Source organism: Paenibacillus sp. J31R109 (assembly GCF_059692055.1).
Map to the genome: position 1 here is coordinate 850,636 of NZ_JCAUAR010000002.1, position 16,061 is coordinate 866,696.

The window sequence follows — 16,061 nt, forward strand, 5'->3', positions numbered from 1 at the left end:
TACCTGTAAGACTTTTTTCAGCTGACGATTAAATGCTTTCTGATCACGTTCAAGAAATTTCTTCTAATAAACAAGAAATAGACGATTTGAAGGACCAAAAAGACGCCCATAACCGTAACCGCGGCTTCGCTGACATCCAGTTTAAAAAGCCTATGCAGTGCTGCTAAAGCAATGGCGGAATGTAAAGTTGCCACCATGTATGGAAGTAAGAACATGACGCCAATTTCAATCGAAACCACTTTCTTCATTTCTTTGAACGTGACACCGATTTTATATAATTGCTTATATTTCTGTTTATCGGTTTCCTGATCCATGTAAAATTTGTTGTACACAAAGCTGCCCGAAGCAACGAAGAAGATGATACCTAAGAAAATCGATAAGAACAAAATCGTGCCATATGCTCTTTTCTCGGTTTCATAGATATGGGCTTTGGAATAAAATAAGGCGTACTGATTATCCCCATATTGCTGCTCATATGCGTCATAAACAACATACGTATCCGACCAATCCTTGACATGAAACATATATGGAGGCTGGGCTTGTTCGACCACTTCAATTCGATCAAACAACGAATCGGCTACAACATATAGCGTATTTATATGATCCGTAAACAGCTTCGCATAAATTTCTTCTTTGATTTGCAGACTATTCCCTTCAATCGTTGGATGACTTACACCTTCGTTATCCTCTGTGGGTACGATTTTGATCGTTTCTAGTTCACGAATAGACATGGTTTTCAAGTTTAATACTTTGGCAAATTGATTATACACACTTGCTTTCATGATCGGTATCACAGACTCGTCCTCTTGAACCATATATTTCATCTCTACAACTATTTTCTCATAGGGAAAATGGTTTCTCTGCAACTGATCTTCAATAAATCGGATCTCTTCAGTCGTGGAAGCATTCGTTCCAAACGTCTGATAGGAAAAAGCCATAGGATGTCGTTCTTCTATACTAGTTAGCGTATTCATCCAATAGGCATAAGAGGTGCCGCTCAGTATGACAGCAGCTGTTGACGTAATGGTAATGATAAAAAACATGCTGGCATTGTCCCGTATGCGATAGAACAAGTTCGATATCCAGATCAGATTCGTGTTTCTTAAATAATGGATCCTGTTCTTTTTTAATAAAGCGATCGCGAATACACTGAACTGTGAAAATAGCATATACGTGGCAATCACGACCATGCCTATAATCATGACGATATATTTATCCAAATTACCTTTAAAGGTAACAAATGATAAGGTATACGCAGCAAGGAGTAAAAGGATGCCCAAGACCGCAACTAGTGGTGAAAATTTTGGCATTGGCTTCGGTGACTTCGTTGCTTTAAGCAAGCGTACGATATCTTTCTCCTTCACGATCCATGAAGTAAAGAAAGAGACCAATATGCCGAGTAGCAGGAAGCAGACAAGCGTAATCAGAATCGCTTTTATCGGAAAATAAAACGGCAAGGAAGTAAGCCGCAGCAACCTCTCGATCATCGTCAGAATGAGTTTGGAAAACACCAAGCCCGTGACGATACCTCCGATTGTAGCCGCGACACTGATGATCATATTTTCAATCGCGATCATCCTAAGCAGTTGACTCCTCGTGATGCCGAGCATATAGAGGATGCCAAATTCCTTATACCTCTTTTTTAATAAGACGCCGATGGAATAGAAGACAAAGAAGAACAAAAATAAGTAGGCAATGATTTCCGCACCCAAAAGGGATACCTTGATGTAAGATTTGAAAGTGCCTTTATCCGGGTGAAAAATAAACATAGTAAGTGAAAAAAATAGCGTAACGGAAATAAGCATGCTTAAGAAATAAGCGAAATAGTGCTTACCGTTGCGTAGAACATTTCTCATCGCAAACTGTTTAAATTCCATGATCCGCACCGCCTAACAACGAAAGTACATCGATAATCTGTTGGTAGAAAGGCTGCCTCCTGCCTCCACTATGAATTTCATTGTAGATAGCACCGTCTTTAATAAAAATAATTCGGCCGCAATAGCTGGCTGCCACAGGGTCATGCGTCACCATGATCGTAGTCAGCTGCTGTTCTTTATTGATTTTCTCAAACAATTCCATGACAGTTCTTGCAGACTTGGAATCCAAGTTCCCCGTTGGTTCATCCGCCAAGAGGAGTGAAGGTTGATGGATGATAGCTCGGGCTATCGCCGTTCGTTGAGCTTCGCCTCCAGAGATTTCATAGGTCCGTTTGTCGAGCAAATGTTCAATACGCAATGTCTTAGCAATGCTTTGCAGTCTTCTGTCCTGCTCCATAACAGAGATCCGATCTAGGGTAAGAGGTAGAACCACATTCTCCCCCACAGTTAACGTATCAAGCAAATTAAAATCTTGAAAGACAAAACCAAGTTCTCTACGTCTAAAAAGCGCTAATTTATCTCCCGTCAATTGCATGGGATTGAAGCCTTTTATCTGAATGGATCCTGTCGTGGGTTGATCAACTGTAGAGATCATATTTAATAAAGTCGTTTTGCCGCTGCCCGATGGTCCCATCACTCCGACAAATTCTCCGGGTTCAATGGCGAAGCTAATTTGATTTAAAGCATGAGATATCACTTCTTTCCCATATGTTTTACTTAGATGATGAACTTTTAACATAGCCATGCCAACTCCTTGTTATTTGATTTTCCTTCATGATCGTACTCCTTCGCCTCCTTTTCAGCGATTCAACTTTCTTACTCGATTCTTACATTGTTGTAAGGTTGGAAGATGCAAAAAGAACATGCATTAGAGATAAGGCACGTTCTTCTTAGGCTTAGGTATGATCCTTTGGGATACGTTCAAACAGAATGCTGACTTTGGTACCTTCGTTCACTTCGGACTGAATCATGAGCTTATGATTTAAGTTTTCACATATTTTTTTGGCCAAATACAGACCCATTCCCGTAGATTCTCCGAAAATCCTTCCGTTCTCACCTGTAAAGAATGGCTGAAAGACTCTCCTAATATCCTTAGGATGTATGCCAATGCCCTCATCGATGACTTCTAACACAGCATGCTCATCTGTTGTATACGCAGCAATCGTCACATATTTCCCTTTTCCCTTGGCGTATTTGATGGCGTTTGTTAGCAATTGCTCGATGACGAATTTGATCCATTTTACATCCGTGTATACCTCAATCGTGTCGTCCACGTCTGCCTTCGGCAGCATGTTATTTTTAATGAACAGTTTTTTTTCTTGACTGATGCTGTCCAAAATTAATGGCTTTAAGCTTGCCTTTTCAATCACAAAATCTCTTTCGAAAGCATCAATTCGTGCATAATATAAGGCCATATTCAGACCTTTTTCCATTTTATATACTTCTTCACTCAACCCATGTGCATAGGGTTCGCCTGCATGGGCTTCGAGCTGAAGTCTCATGACGGAAAGCGGTGTTTTCATTTGATGCACCCATTGATTAATAAAGGTTAAATGCTCTTGATGATTTTGCTTAAGTTGTTGCAGATTTCTTCCGTACAATCCGTATTGTTGCTTTAATAGTGCAGCTATATGGCGACCCCAGAAGGAATCACCTTGATCCAAAGTGGTTTCCTCAATGTCCTCAAAGTTTCTGTGTAGTCGTACATAGACATCCTTCGATTTCACATATTTCCACCCTAAAAAAACAAGAAGAATAAACGAATTGAATAGGAAAGCATAGAACACATCTACCCATGGAAAATCGCTCGCAAGCACACAATAAAAGGTAGTTAGAATAACGGAGAAATAGTAAAGCCCGATATAACTCTTGTGTTCATTTAAAAATAAACTCATCTGCCATTCCCCTTACCAGCTCTTGTTTAGCTTGTAGCCCAAGCCTCTTATCGTTTCAATCCCGTTCTCAATATGGAGGTCTTGCAATTTCTTTCTTAACCTCGTGACATTTACATTGAGTGTGTTCTCTTCCACAAAATCGGCGTGATCCCACATTTCCTCCAAGAGATAGTTTCGGTTTACCACTTTAGGGTAGGTCTGAATGAGACTCTCGATCAAAATAGCTTCTTTCTTAGTCAGGATCGTTATCTTACTTTGAAACTCCAGCTCTACTCTTTCTGGATAAAATTTCAACCCTTCCAATTCGACTACCCGCTCGACTGTAGCTGGCGCATATTCACCGAATACCCGTCTGATATGGCTGTTTATTTTGGCCATAACGACCTCATACGAGAAGGGTTTCGTGATGTAATCATCCGCTCCGTTCTCAAGAGCTCTTACTTGATCGATCCCGCTCTCTCTGGCGGAAATAAAAAGGATGGGAACCTTGGACGATTCTCTGATCCTCCTACACCAATAAAACCCATCAAATTTAGGCAGATTAACATCCAATAGAACAAGATGAGGCTGGAGAAGCTGAAATTGTTCCAAAATGCTTTCAAAATTGTCAGCAACTGTGGCTGAAAGTCCGTATTTCTCAATATGTTCTTTCAATAAACGACTGATGGACAGATCATCTTCAATGATATAAATCACATACTTCATGTAACAGCCACCTCCAAGTTCAGGCACATCGAGATCGAATTTCTAAAAAAATCCAAGTCCATTGTATCATTTTATCCAATCTACTTAATTATCATCAGATTCTGCTTTTCTTCGATGTAATGAGCACTGGAAGAATAAACTTGATTTTGATCACCCATACTAAGAATACACCTTAGCGTACTACTTGATTATTTGACGTTTGGAGGACGACAATCTTGGACATTGATGCTTTTCTAACTGAAGTCCTTAAATCCAATGAGGATTGGCATGTGACGATGAAAGATGGTATTTCGATTATAGACTCCACTGTGGAAAGAGAAATTCCTTTCGACAACACTGATGACTATCTAGAGTCTGGTTTTTAGAAAAATCTATATTTTACAATGAAAGCCCAGGGAAGCATGAACTCCCTCAGGGCTTTTTTTTTATAACTGCAACCTATTTGCAACAACCTCCGTCTGAAGGATTGTCAACTTGATTGATACATACTCTACAGAATTGGAAGGAGCATTATATTATGAAAAAGAAACTAACGGTAATATTAACATTGGCTGGAATTCTCGGCACGACTGCAGCAGTTGGAGCAGAGGATTTGGTAGAAAAGGTGACAGGTTACTTACAAAAAGATGTAAAAATCATTGTTAATGGACAAGACAGCGCGCTTACACCTGTCTATATCGATGGCAAAGCTTATCTGCCTGTACGCGATGCAGCTACCCAACTTGGATATACAGTAAGTTACGATGAAGCCAACAAAGAAATTGAGCTTGATGAAGCTGCTGACTTGATGCGTGAAACTGGTGTTATCGTGAGCGTGCAATCTAACCAAGACGGTAACTACCGTATTGAATTACTTGGCAGCACATGGGTTATTCTGACTGTTGATAAATCAACAACGATTAAAAGCCTAGACGGTAAAACACTAACTCCTGCTGATTTGAAAGCAGGCACACAAATCGATGCCGAATTCGGACCTGCTATGGCGATGAGTTACCCTGGCCAAGCACATGCAGTAAACGTTAACGTTCATGCTGATCGTGCAATTAAAGAAGATACAATTAAAGAAGTAAAACATACAGATGATGGCTGGCAAGTTCAACTTGGCGATGCTCTGGTACTAAACGCAGGTAAAGAAACGCGCGTATTGACATCCCAAGGTGAGTCTGTGAATTGGGAAGATTTGAAAGCTGGTACGAAGGTAAAAGCTTACTACGGTCCTTTCGAGACGAAAAGCCTTCCGCCTCAAAGCCCTGTTTACCTCTTAGTTGTTCAGACGCAATCGCCAACTATTGGCCTACCGAAAATGTCGCCAGAGTCAGCACAAGAATACCGCGACTTAGCATGGACACAAGTGAAAGAGCAAGTGTCCCATATCACGACAAAACAAGACGAAGCACACGTTCAAATTACTTCTGCTAAAGAGGTTGGCGTATTAGCTTCCACAGACGAGCAGAAGAAATTACTTGCAGACGTTCAAGCTGCGAACGGTAACTTTGTAACCGTTACTTACACAACAGATCAAGACGAATTGCTTGGACCTTTGACAGCTGTATTTGATTTCAACACAAAAGCTTTCATCGGCTTCAACGCTAGAAGATAAATAAGTACCTAAAAGCCTCGAAAATCAACCACAGTTGAATTTCGAGGCTTTTTTTATAGGGACAATGTGCTCCAAAAATCAACACGTAAAGTTAACATGTTCGACCTATAAAGAGCTCTTATGTTTCCCATGAAGAATATGTTAAAATACGAATAGGCAGACTAATATTCTGCAAATGCTAGCGCATACAGATTTCCAAAATGACCATATGGGAGGCTTTAATATGGATGATTATTTTTTGGTTAAAGACGGCAGAATCGTACGCTGGGATGGGATTACACTAGGTGGAACCAAAATCCGAGCAGACGAGCTAACAGAGTCTTTTGGACGTAAAGCACTTGAGGAAATCGAACGTTTTGGCTTTTATACCATTAAGAAACCGTAACGAACCTACCCATTAAAGGAGGCTGTCTCAAAAAGTCAATCAAGACTTTTGAAACAGCCTATTTTCGTTACTATCCTCTGAAAAATACCAATTATTGAACCGAATCTAACATTCGTTTGATCATTGTAGCGGCTTGCGCTCTAGTAAGGTTCCCAAGTGGAACGAGCTCTTTCGCGCGAATGCCATTTAGTAATCCCGCTTTTATCGCGGCAGCCACTTCGGGCTTTGTAGCGTTGCTAATCATCTTTGTATCTTCGAATGCAGCGAGTAAATTCGTTATTTCCGAGTCAGAGATCGTGACGGATTTGCCCAAATATGACAGCGTGCGCACGATGAAGCTGCTAGCTTCCTCACGAGTCACCTTCCGATTAGGCGCGAAGCCACCTTCCAGTTCAGTAATAATACCTGCCTTGATACCACTGGCACTTACAAGCATCGAAATGAAATCAGCTCTTGTCATGTCTTGTTCAGGCTTGAACTTCTTCTCTTCGACTCCGCTAATCAACTTCTTAATGCCGAGATCCTCGATATCCATTCTTGCCCAATGTCCTGCCAAATCCGTAAACAGATTGACGGGGTAGTTCTGTTTTATCTTTGGAATAATACTGCTTTGAACTTTCGTATGGGTCGTACCATCTGTCATGATCAGAATACGATCGATGTCAGCGCCGCCTTTGCGGGACCACACCTTAAGGACGTGAATGCCCTCGTCCAAAGCAAACTGATAATTATCGAAGGCGCGTTTCCAATCCGCATCTTTCAACGTAATGCGTTTCAGCTCCGAATCATCCCACTGAATAAAGACAGAACCATTGGAGGCAGATTCCCCCGTTGAATAGATATGGGCTTGGAAAGCGCCAGGATCCGTCACATTCAGTTCGTACTGAACATACTTCATATCAGGTAAAACTTTATCCGCCGGCATCGTATCTTTATACGCTGGATCCAGCACATCCTTATTCGTCACATCTGGCAGGTTTTTACCAAATTTAACGTAGGTACCGCCAGAAGCTTTGCTCGACGAAACGAGGGAGATTTGATCACTCTGGCTGCTCGAGTTCGCTGTATAATCTTCCGCTTCGAACAAGACGTACGTATTCTCATCATCTGGATCCGTCTTTTTGACATCCAAATAGCCAAACGGACTGCCAATACTGATCGGAAGCGTGATGGAGGAAGTACCACCCAGTGTATCCGTGACCGTTAGGGTTACTTTCATAGCGCCAACTTTGTTAAAGACATGGCTTGTTTTGCTTAAGTTTGCTCCCGATTGAAGCGGTGTTCCATCGCCAAAATCCCATTCATATTTCGCAATTTTGTCTCCCAATGCGATATCTGGATCATTCGAAGCGGAAGCATCAAACGCGATTTTCGTTCCAGGTCTACCAGCGGTGTGGTCGGAATTCAGTTTAACGACAGGCACCTTGTTCGGGTCCTTGTTATCAACCAGAATAGTCATGGTATCTGTATTTCCTGCACGATCTGTCACTTTCAGATTGGCCAAATACATACCAAATGCTTTATATTCCTTTGTGGGTGAAGCTTGATCAGATGTCGTCCCATCGCCGAAATTCCACGAATAGGTCAGACCTGCTCCCGTACTTCCCGATGATGAGAAAGTAACTGTACGTGTGCCTTTCCCCCGCTCACCGAATTCAATGGCTTTGTTTGCCGAGGCTTTCGCAAGCGGCAAATTCGTTACGAGGGCAGCAGACTTCTCAAACTCGATGGCATAGTCGGATGATTGGGCTAAATCTAAAGTAATCACGCCATCTTTCATTTTCGTATCTACCTTTATGCCGTTTACCGTAGTGGTTTTCACAATCACACCGGCAGGCAGCGTCAAGCTCATTTGGGCTGCTTGTTTCAGATCCGATACCTTACCGCTCCAGCCTTGACTGTCCATGTGCTGAACCCAGGTAACTGCCACATCACTCGTCATGACGGTTGCGCCATTCACTTGCGCCTTCTTGCCCTCGCGAACCATCACATCACTAGCGTTAGCGCTTGTTTCACGCAGCCAAGCAAAGTTGGCGTCCGACGTCAAATGGCCTGCTGTGACTTGTACACCGCTGCCAGCTTGCAGCAGATACGTATCCGTTGTGTTGCCTTTAACCACACGAGCACCTGTCATCGAACTAGTGCTTAAATCTTGCACTTCGGGTGCATTCTCGTTCAATTCTTGTGGCACGAGAATCGTCAAGAACTGAGCATTCTCCTTCTTCTGCTCCGCACTCACATACTGTTCTTTGATATCTTCCTTGAACAGACTCGTCACCGAATCATTCGCTTGGAATTTAGCCGTTTGCGGAAACATATACGTTTCCATCTTGGCTTCACCCAAGTCGTAGTAGGGCACTACAGCACTTTGTGAAGCTTCTGGTTTGTTCATTAATTCTGGTGTTTTCTCCTTCGTGATCGACCACTCTGCCTGATTGCCAGTCAAATTCAAGGCACCGAGACTGTGCAGAAACATATCAAAATCAGCCTTACCACTCTTCGATGTAACTCGATCGGCGACGACGAAATATTCTTGTCCCGGGAATGCAATTCCGCGGTTATGTGTTCCCACTACTTCAGCCTGATCGGAGTAGTAGTCGCCTTCTTTTTGAGCAAAATCAAAATAATTCGTATCGATCTCGTAACTGCTTCGAACACCGATCATGGGATCGGTTTCGTTTTTCACGCCCCTGCCGTTCATCGTAATGACATTGTGCGCCTGCGGCTTTTTCAAGAAGGAAGCGAATGCGCTGTATTGCCCATATCCGGTATCATTCGCTAGGAGTGCATTTTTTCCATACATATTAAAATGAAGCTGGTCTTGATGCTGATGGTTGTCCGACTCTGGATGGCCATTAAACATTAACCACAGGCTGTTCTTGCCATTTGGTTCGAATTTCGAATCCCATTGATTACCCAAGATCGCGATCCCGCCAAAAGGTTCCTTCGACTTCGGATTGACACCGCCATTCATGAATGTCGTGCGAGACACGGTAGGACGCTTGGGCTCAATGGACGAATCGTAGGTCAGATACTCATCAATGGCAATCTGATATTGCGATGTCGCTCCTGTATAGTCATCCAAGTAGATTTGAGAATTGGCATAATTCCATTGAAAAACTTCACCCAGCTTAAGCCCGCTTCCGAACTGTGGCGCTTGAACATCTTTGTATAAATGAGCAGCCATATGCGTAGGATACGGCTTCACATAACTATCTTCCGTGCTGGACAGCCAGCCATTGCCCATTCTCCCCCGAACAGCGTACTCAAACATAGGCTCCGTCTGCTTAATGAGCGTTGCAGGTGAAATATTGTCAGGTGCTTGATCGCCAACGACATTCTTGTACTGGTACAGAAATGGCACCAAGTTAACAAAGGTAAACACGCCATAATGAGCACCTTCCCTCGATATCCCATCCGAACTAAACTGATAGTCAAACGTGTTATGGGTACGCTCAATCGCCAAATTCATCCAGTACTGTGCTTCTGGTTCTTCAGCTAAGGTGAGTGCAACTGTACCTAAGCCTAGCGCTGGTTTGGAGCGATGATTATGTGGACGAGGCGGTTGTGGCTGCATCAGCCAATCTGCGATAAAAGCCGCTTCTTTCTTCAGCCTTGCTCGCGCTTCTTTGTTTTCTGTTTCTGTTAAAAATGGAACTAACCAATCGTATGCGGACGCATAATCCTGCAAATAGGTCGCCCAGTAGATATCACCGTCATCTTTGGTTCGATTTGCTACAGTGCCCGTGTACATGTTCACGGTTGCTGTAATGGCTTTATTTTTCACATTGTTGATTTCAGCCTCTGAATAATTCTTGTCATCTTTAATCATTACATAATAAAAAGCTAATAATTTCGCGCCACGAGAGCGATCATTTTCATGCAAATTGGCATTACTGTAGTCATAGTTCATATAGACCGTATCGACATCAGCTTTGATTTTGGCCCATAACTTTTCATAATAAGAGCCTTTACTATTTCTTCTTGCTTGGTAAGCTTCAAGCTCACTGGAATTAAACCAAAGGCTCGGATGCATCTCTTTGGCAGGCAATGCGCCTAAAATGGTTTGGGGATCTGCCAGCTTCTGTTTCAGTTCTGTGGTACTCTTTTTCTCATCCGAAGTTTTGGATTCAGGCGGAATCAAGTCAGGATCTGTGAACTGAATCCCCGTAAAGGACGAATAGTCGTAAGCGCTTACTAAACTAGGCAGCGTTACTAGCATGCTTGCAACGACACCTGCGGATATCAAACTTTTTAAATGCTTCAATACGTCTACCTCCTGCGCGTGAATGGTATAAAATCCCTTTTATTATAAAGATTGTTGAAATGCTTCAATTGGATTTTTCTGGGGTTCTGTTGTGTTTTCTTTTGAAAGTAACATTATTTTCTGGAAAATAAATAAGGAACAATTGCCGCGGCAACTGCTCCTTATCTTAGAAAGGAAATTTGATGAGTACGAATAGCAAAATGAGGGTTCCGGCGACTACAGATAACAGTCCTTTCTTATCTTGTTTGATTAAGTATTGAGCACCACCATTGAAAATTAATGAAGCATTCAGTGCAACCATCATCCAAGAAAGCCTTGTGTCAGCTTCACTCCTCTCAAATAGCAAAATAGACAGGCCAATAGCTACAGTGAGTAAACTGAATACAATTCCTACTATTTTTATAGATTTATTCATTATTAATCACCTTCCATTTCGCCGCCCCTTCCCCCTTGACAATTTTACCATATATATACACTTGATGGTTTGATTCGTTTGGTTTTCATTTCATAAAGTGCAGATCATACGTATAATAAAGATGAACTACCAAAGCTAGGAAGGGATATATAGCCTATGTTGTTTGAACAATTCCGCCCACTTCCGCAGCTTAGTGCGTATGTTGACAGCATTTTGGTTCAGGAGGACTTTAACCCCATCAACTTCGCCAATCGGAACCCCGTTAAGGTTCTTCCTTCGACACTTGCTGTTATTGGGATACAATATGGCAATCGAATGAAAGTCATTGTGGACCGCAAAATCGATTTGCTAGGTACTAGCGGGTTAACCGGTCTGCAAACCACGTATAGAGAATATCTAAGCACTGGGAGCGTCGGAACGATCATTATTCGCTTCAAGCCAGGTGGTTTGAAGGCATTTACACCCTATCCGATTCATGAATTTCAGGATGCTAACATCGATCTACATCTCATCTTCAAGATGCATCTGGTTTCTGAGATGGAACAGCGACTTAGCGAAGCAACGACGATTGCCGATCGGGTAGCTATTGTACAAGCATTCTTACTTTTGACGCTGGAGCATCAGTCGGGGGATCAGGTGATTGTACAAGTCGCAAAGCAGATCCAACAGCAAAAAGGGGACGTTTCCATCAAACAATTAGCCGATGACTTTTGGGTTGGCAAACGAACGTTGGAACGAAAGTTTAACGCGATTATTGGTATCACACCCAAAAAGTTTGCCAATATCGTCAGGTTTCAGCATACCCTTCAACTTAAAAAATCCGGTCACGATTACCTGGATATCGTTCATGCTTGTAATTTTAACGATCACGCTCATTTCGCGCATGACTTTAAAGCGTTCACCGGGTGTACGCCTGAACAATTTTTCCGAAATGAAGTGCAACCGGAACTCACTAAACATTTTAGCGAAAGCCGCGACCAATCACTCACAACGGATATTATGTATCAATAGTTATTCCAAACAATGACGCTTTTTTACAATGGGATACGCTCAACAAAGGATACAATAGACCATGTTGAAACAAACATGTGAAGGAGCTGCAACTGTATGACTAACCCGGAGTCTCTCCCTATCAGAAAAGAGTACCCATTCGAGTCCCGTTTTCTTGAAGTAAACGGTCATCACTTACATTATATCGAACAAGGTTCAGGGGAGCCTATCCTGTATTTGCACGGTAACCCCACGTGGTCTTACATGTGGAGAAACATTATTCCCTATCTGGAGAATACTGCCCGTTGCATAGCTGTGGATCTAATGGGTATGGGCCGCTCCGACAAATCAGAAGTCGGTTACACCTTTTTTGAGCATGTCGAGTATATTAGCCAGTTTATTGAGAAACTGGATCTTACCAATATCACTATCGTCGGACACGATTGGGGAATGGCCATTGGCTTGCAGTACGCGATGAATCATCCTGATCGGGTGAAGGCTGTTGCGATGATTGAACCGCAAGCGTTGTATCCTTGCCCGACGTGGTCTGAATTTACGCCGACTGAATCGAAAGAGCTTTTCCAGACACTTCGCGATCCCGAATTGGGATGGCCGTTCATGCGAGATAATAACGTATTTGTGGAAGGCATGCCGCATATCATCATCAATCGACCTTTTACACTGGATGAGCATGAACATTATCGTGAACCCTTCAGGGACAAAGAGAAGCGAAAACCAATGTGGGTGTTTCCAAACCAAATTCCGATCGAAGGTAAGCCAAGCGAAGTCGTACAAGCCGTGGAGGAAAGGAACACATGGTTCACTGCGTCCGCCATGCCAAAAATTTTGTTTTACGCTGCACCCGGATGTACCATTCGTGAACCGCAACTTAGCTGGTGTCATGCCCATCTACAGAACTTGGAGATAAAGGATATTGGCAAGGGCTTTCATCATTTAGTCGAGGAAAACCCACATTTCATTGGACAAGAGTTGCAAAAGTGGTACCATCAGATAACACGGGGATAGTCAACTAACGAAAAAGGCTGCCGAATCAAGTATTAATTGATCACGGCAGCCTTCTTTTTAATTTGATAGAATGATAAATAATTGCCTACGTACCTTTCTTGGATAGACCACCCGAAGTTCGTGTCCAACTGCGGTATTTCCGGTAACCTCGGCGCACAAGTAGCAGCAGGATCTCTGGAAACGGCAGCTTGCGTACCCATGGGAAATAAAAGCGATCATAAGCACGCTTCAAATCGTCCCACATCGAGCAATGATCCTCTTTCAAAAAATCCGATACGTCGACGACCAAGCCTCGACCATTGTTTTGCATCACATTTTTGCCATGCACATCATGTGGTTTTAATCCCCGGCTAACCGCATACTTAAGCGCCTCATCGATATCGTGCAGTACTTGACGCGGAATTGGAATGCCGCGCAACACCGATTGATATAAGGTAACGCCCGTTAAACGACGCAGCACAAGATACGTATCCCCCGCATAAAGACATTCGGAATACCCTGGATGATTGCCCAGCCGTCGATATATTTCTTTTTCATCCTCTAAGCCTGGCCGCCCTGGCGCATACACCTTCACCACCAAATCCGGAAAGCTTGGATGCATCAGCACAGCCGCATAATTACCCGCTCCGACAAGCTGCCATGGTTCAGGGACACGATAAACGACGATTGGGTCATAAGGTCGCTCACTGGCAATCTGCAAATTCGGAAGCAATTGCGCTTCAATTACTTCGATCCAGCGTTTCTGCACGCGCCTGTCACCCCCATCTATTATTGGAGGTATTATACAAAAATATGATGTAATATGCTAGAAGAAATTTAGTAAGCACGTTTATACTATGTTTCATAGGGAAATAGTCTTTAAAAAGCTCTTTATTTCCTTCCAAGCCTCCCCGCTCGAGAACAAGAAAAAATGATCACCGCGATATATCGTCTTCATTGTCTTCTTGCCTCCCCATTTATCTACTAGTTTTTTAGTATAAGCAATAGGAATATTTCGATCTAACTCACCTGCTAGACATAGTAAAGGAGTATGAATTGAAGGCGCTTTTTTTATTGAGTTAAAGGTTTCTTCTATAAAAAGGGAAAGCGGAAACATATGATGCAGCTGTAATGAATTTGAGAGATTTGTACTCAATAACTTAGCGAAATTATCATAGGGAGACACAAGAATTGTACCGATTGTAGAGCGTTCCTTTGATAAATTCACGGCGACCCCAGTTCCAAGACTATATCCCATAGCTACTATTTTCGTATTATCAATATCGCCTCTTTTTGAGAAATAATCATAAATGGAATTCGCATCGAGGTATAAGTTTTGCTCACTTGGCTCTCCCTCGCTCCGTCCAAACGATCTATAATTAATTAGCGCGATCGACCAACCATCCAGTATCTCAGCGATTGACAGCATATCTGATACTTCTTCTGAAGAACCACCGAAGTATATAATAAGCGGAGTTTGTTTATCATTGTCCGTATTCCTCAAAAGCCAGCCCTGTAATTGGATATTGTCGGTTGTATTTATTTTGATTTCCTCCGCATGACTGTAAAGTAAGCTTATCTGATCTGAACTAGCTTGATCCAATTTTTTGGGTTGGTAAACAAGGTGATTTATATTAATAATTCCATTTAGATTGTGATAAATAAAGAGGCAAAGGCATGAATACGTGCCAACTAGGATTGAAAAAGTTAAAATCACCACTATTTTTAATTTTCTTCCCTGTTTTTGATTCATTTTGATGAACATTATCGTTGAAAGTATAAGTAGAATGATGGAACTTATCGCGATAATTTGTATCTCAAATGCATATTTTTTAAAAAATTCTAGATCGCCTAACTTCCATTGATCTAATTCCTTCGACCAAGTGATTACTTTGTAAGAGATTAGATAACTTGATATTCCTACAACACTCAAACATGCAAAAAATACGGTAATCATCAGCATACTTTTACGAAGTTCCAATCAACAACCTCCGTTCAAATTCCCCTTAGTATGTTTTCAACTAAAATTGTAACTATTATATATTTGAATTTATATATACATATTTTACCTTTCCGTTAAAAATATTGATCTTTCAAATACAATAAAAAAACCTTCAGGTAAATTTCATCCTGACGGTCATTTTTAGGTTTGAGTGTTACTAAATCATTTGGCTTCACTTGATCAGTCTTATTCAAAATCATGGCATGTTTATTCCTATCATAATTAAAATGATACACAGGAATGAAATCTTGACCAGCTCCATAGCCGCCAGTTAGGATGAGCTCACCATTTGATACCTGAAAAGGATGCTGTGGAAGCTGACTTATCTCCGCTAAAATCTGATCCGGTTTCATTACAAATGGGATCGGAAATGCCTTCCCTTCCTCGATCCCAAACAAATACGTTTCGAGGCCGTGACAATCCGTATAACGTGGAACGTATGCGAATATGGTTGTTTTTTCTAAGGTAAACTGCTGCAATAGCATGGGTGTCTCGCTTGGTTGCACAATATCGAAATCTACCGGAAAGGAGAATACCTTGCTAGAAGCCCCACCCGATGCTGGTTCCCATACGACTTCATAATCTCCTGACCATCTGAAGAACGTTTCTAATCCGAGACAACTAGGAGCCCCTAAGGGTGCTCTGTTAGCTTGACTAGCAGGTTTTACGAGTAAGCGTCCGTCTTGAACTGTTCCAACTGCTCTAATCGAGTTATCTACTGTACTTGCATCTCCGGCAATTGAAGTTACATTTGGTGTAGTAGTCGTTGTATCATTATTCACGCGTATGGAATCAGTTTCTTTATTCATGGCAGTCGTACAGGCGGTGAGCAAGGCGAATAGGGTAAGCATCAGAGCCATCTTGAACCTCATCTCATACTCCTTCCATTATTCATAATTTTCTTGAAAATACGCCATATT

General features: G+C 42.1%; 14 protein-coding genes. 5 read left to right on the forward strand and 9 right to left on the reverse strand.

All coding sequences use genetic code 11. The annotated features are described in order from the left end of the window. Window positions 1–17 precede the first annotated feature (17 nt). From AC58QT_RS09490 to AC58QT_RS09505, 4 genes are all read right to left on the reverse strand, one after another. On the reverse strand, window positions 18–1,877 hold the full coding sequence (locus tag AC58QT_RS09490; protein WP_497408696.1) for an FtsX-like permease family protein: 1,860 nt from the start codon (window positions 1,875–1,877) through the stop codon (window positions 18–20). Continuing rightward, complete coding sequence (locus AC58QT_RS09495) at window positions 1,867–2,622, reverse strand: ABC transporter ATP-binding protein (RefSeq protein WP_497408697.1); 756 nt, start codon at window positions 2,620–2,622, stop codon at window positions 1,867–1,869. The genes AC58QT_RS09490 and AC58QT_RS09495 overlap by 11 nt, the downstream gene beginning before the upstream one ends. 151 nt (window positions 2,623–2,773) lie before the next feature. Next, the gene (locus tag AC58QT_RS09500) at window positions 2,774–3,772 is read right to left on the reverse strand and encodes a sensor histidine kinase (protein ID WP_497408698.1); all 999 of its coding nucleotides are present in this window, start codon (window positions 3,770–3,772) and stop codon (window positions 2,774–2,776) included. A gap of 12 nt (window positions 3,773–3,784) precedes the next feature. Beyond that, window positions 3,785–4,477 carry a response regulator transcription factor gene (locus AC58QT_RS09505; RefSeq protein ID WP_497408699.1) on the reverse strand — a complete coding sequence of 231 codons (693 nt, stop codon included), beginning with the start codon at window positions 4,475–4,477 and terminating at the stop codon, window positions 3,785–3,787. A 215-nt stretch (window positions 4,478–4,692) separates the two neighbouring features. Between AC58QT_RS09505 and AC58QT_RS09510 the strand changes: the two genes are divergently transcribed. The 3 genes from AC58QT_RS09510 (at window position 4,693) to AC58QT_RS09520 (ending at window position 6,462) form a co-directional block, all read left to right on the forward strand. After that, window positions 4,693–4,842: a hypothetical protein gene (locus AC58QT_RS09510; protein ID WP_497408700.1), complete on the forward strand. Its 150-nt coding sequence runs from the start codon at window positions 4,693–4,695 to the stop codon at window positions 4,840–4,842. A gap of 152 nt (window positions 4,843–4,994) precedes the next feature. After that, on the forward strand, window positions 4,995–6,077 hold the full coding sequence (locus AC58QT_RS09515) for a stalk domain-containing protein (protein ID WP_497408701.1): 1,083 nt from the start codon (window positions 4,995–4,997) through the stop codon (window positions 6,075–6,077). A 223-nt stretch (window positions 6,078–6,300) separates the two neighbouring features. Further along, window positions 6,301–6,462 (forward strand): hypothetical protein, encoded by a 162-nt coding sequence (locus AC58QT_RS09520; RefSeq protein ID WP_310222907.1) that lies wholly within the window; start codon window positions 6,301–6,303, stop codon window positions 6,460–6,462. Between the two features lie 91 nt (window positions 6,463–6,553). Here the strand turns inward: AC58QT_RS09520 and AC58QT_RS09525 are convergent, their stop codons facing one another. Both AC58QT_RS09525 and AC58QT_RS09530 read right to left on the reverse strand, forming a co-directional pair. Continuing rightward, on the reverse strand, window positions 6,554–10,729 hold the full coding sequence (locus tag AC58QT_RS09525) for a PKD domain-containing protein (RefSeq protein WP_497408702.1): 4,176 nt from the start codon (window positions 10,727–10,729) through the stop codon (window positions 6,554–6,556). Between the two features lie 166 nt (window positions 10,730–10,895). Then, a complete protein-coding gene (locus AC58QT_RS09530; RefSeq protein ID WP_497408703.1) occupies window positions 10,896–11,144 on the reverse strand; it encodes a hypothetical protein in 249 nt (82 codons plus the stop codon). Between the two features lie 156 nt (window positions 11,145–11,300). On the opposite strand from AC58QT_RS09530, the gene AC58QT_RS09535 reads away from it, so the two are divergent. Together AC58QT_RS09535 and AC58QT_RS09540 are read left to right on the forward strand one after the other, a co-directional pair. Further along, complete coding sequence (locus AC58QT_RS09535; RefSeq protein WP_497408704.1) at window positions 11,301–12,155, forward strand: AraC family transcriptional regulator; 855 nt, start codon at window positions 11,301–11,303, stop codon at window positions 12,153–12,155. Window positions 12,156–12,251: 96 nt separating this feature from the next. After that, window positions 12,252–13,160 carry a haloalkane dehalogenase gene (locus AC58QT_RS09540; protein ID WP_497408705.1) on the forward strand — a complete coding sequence of 303 codons (909 nt, stop codon included), beginning with the start codon at window positions 12,252–12,254 and terminating at the stop codon, window positions 13,158–13,160. A gap of 85 nt (window positions 13,161–13,245) precedes the next feature. Here the strand turns inward: AC58QT_RS09540 and AC58QT_RS09545 are convergent, their stop codons facing one another. From AC58QT_RS09545 to AC58QT_RS09555, 3 genes are all read right to left on the reverse strand, one after another. Next, window positions 13,246–13,908 carry a serine/threonine protein kinase gene (locus tag AC58QT_RS09545; protein WP_497408706.1) on the reverse strand — a complete coding sequence of 221 codons (663 nt, stop codon included), beginning with the start codon at window positions 13,906–13,908 and terminating at the stop codon, window positions 13,246–13,248. A gap of 93 nt (window positions 13,909–14,001) precedes the next feature. Beyond that, the gene (locus AC58QT_RS09550) at window positions 14,002–15,120 is read right to left on the reverse strand and encodes an alpha/beta hydrolase (RefSeq protein WP_497408707.1); all 1,119 of its coding nucleotides are present in this window, start codon (window positions 15,118–15,120) and stop codon (window positions 14,002–14,004) included. Between the two features lie 95 nt (window positions 15,121–15,215). Continuing rightward, window positions 15,216–16,001, reverse strand: a complete 786-nt coding sequence (locus AC58QT_RS09555) for a hypothetical protein (RefSeq protein ID WP_497408708.1) — start codon at window positions 15,999–16,001, stop codon at window positions 15,216–15,218. Between the last annotated feature and the right edge of the window lie 60 nt (window positions 16,002–16,061).

Coding starts and splice junctions, on each gene's coding strand:
- AC58QT_RS09530 (WP_497408703.1), bottom strand. CDS start 11,144: ATGAATAAATCTATAAAAATAGTAGGAATTGTATTCAGTTTACTCACT.
- AC58QT_RS09490 (WP_497408696.1), bottom strand. CDS start 1,877: ATGGAATTTAAACAGTTTGCGATGAGAAATGTTCTACGCAACGGTAAG.
- AC58QT_RS09505 (WP_497408699.1), bottom strand. CDS start 4,477: ATGAAGTATGTGATTTATATCATTGAAGATGATCTGTCCATCAGTCGT.
- AC58QT_RS09555 (WP_497408708.1), bottom strand. CDS start 16,001: ATGGCTCTGATGCTTACCCTATTCGCCTTGCTCACCGCCTGTACGACT.
- AC58QT_RS09535 (WP_497408704.1), top strand. CDS start 11,301: ATGTTGTTTGAACAATTCCGCCCACTTCCGCAGCTTAGTGCGTATGTT.
- AC58QT_RS09500 (WP_497408698.1), bottom strand. CDS start 3,772: ATGAGTTTATTTTTAAATGAACACAAGAGTTATATCGGGCTTTACTAT.
- AC58QT_RS09495 (WP_497408697.1), bottom strand. CDS start 2,622: ATGGCTATGTTAAAAGTTCATCATCTAAGTAAAACATATGGGAAAGAA.
- AC58QT_RS09515 (WP_497408701.1), top strand. CDS start 4,995: ATGAAAAAGAAACTAACGGTAATATTAACATTGGCTGGAATTCTCGGC.
- AC58QT_RS09520 (WP_310222907.1), top strand. CDS start 6,301: ATGGATGATTATTTTTTGGTTAAAGACGGCAGAATCGTACGCTGGGAT.
- AC58QT_RS09540 (WP_497408705.1), top strand. CDS start 12,252: ATGACTAACCCGGAGTCTCTCCCTATCAGAAAAGAGTACCCATTCGAG.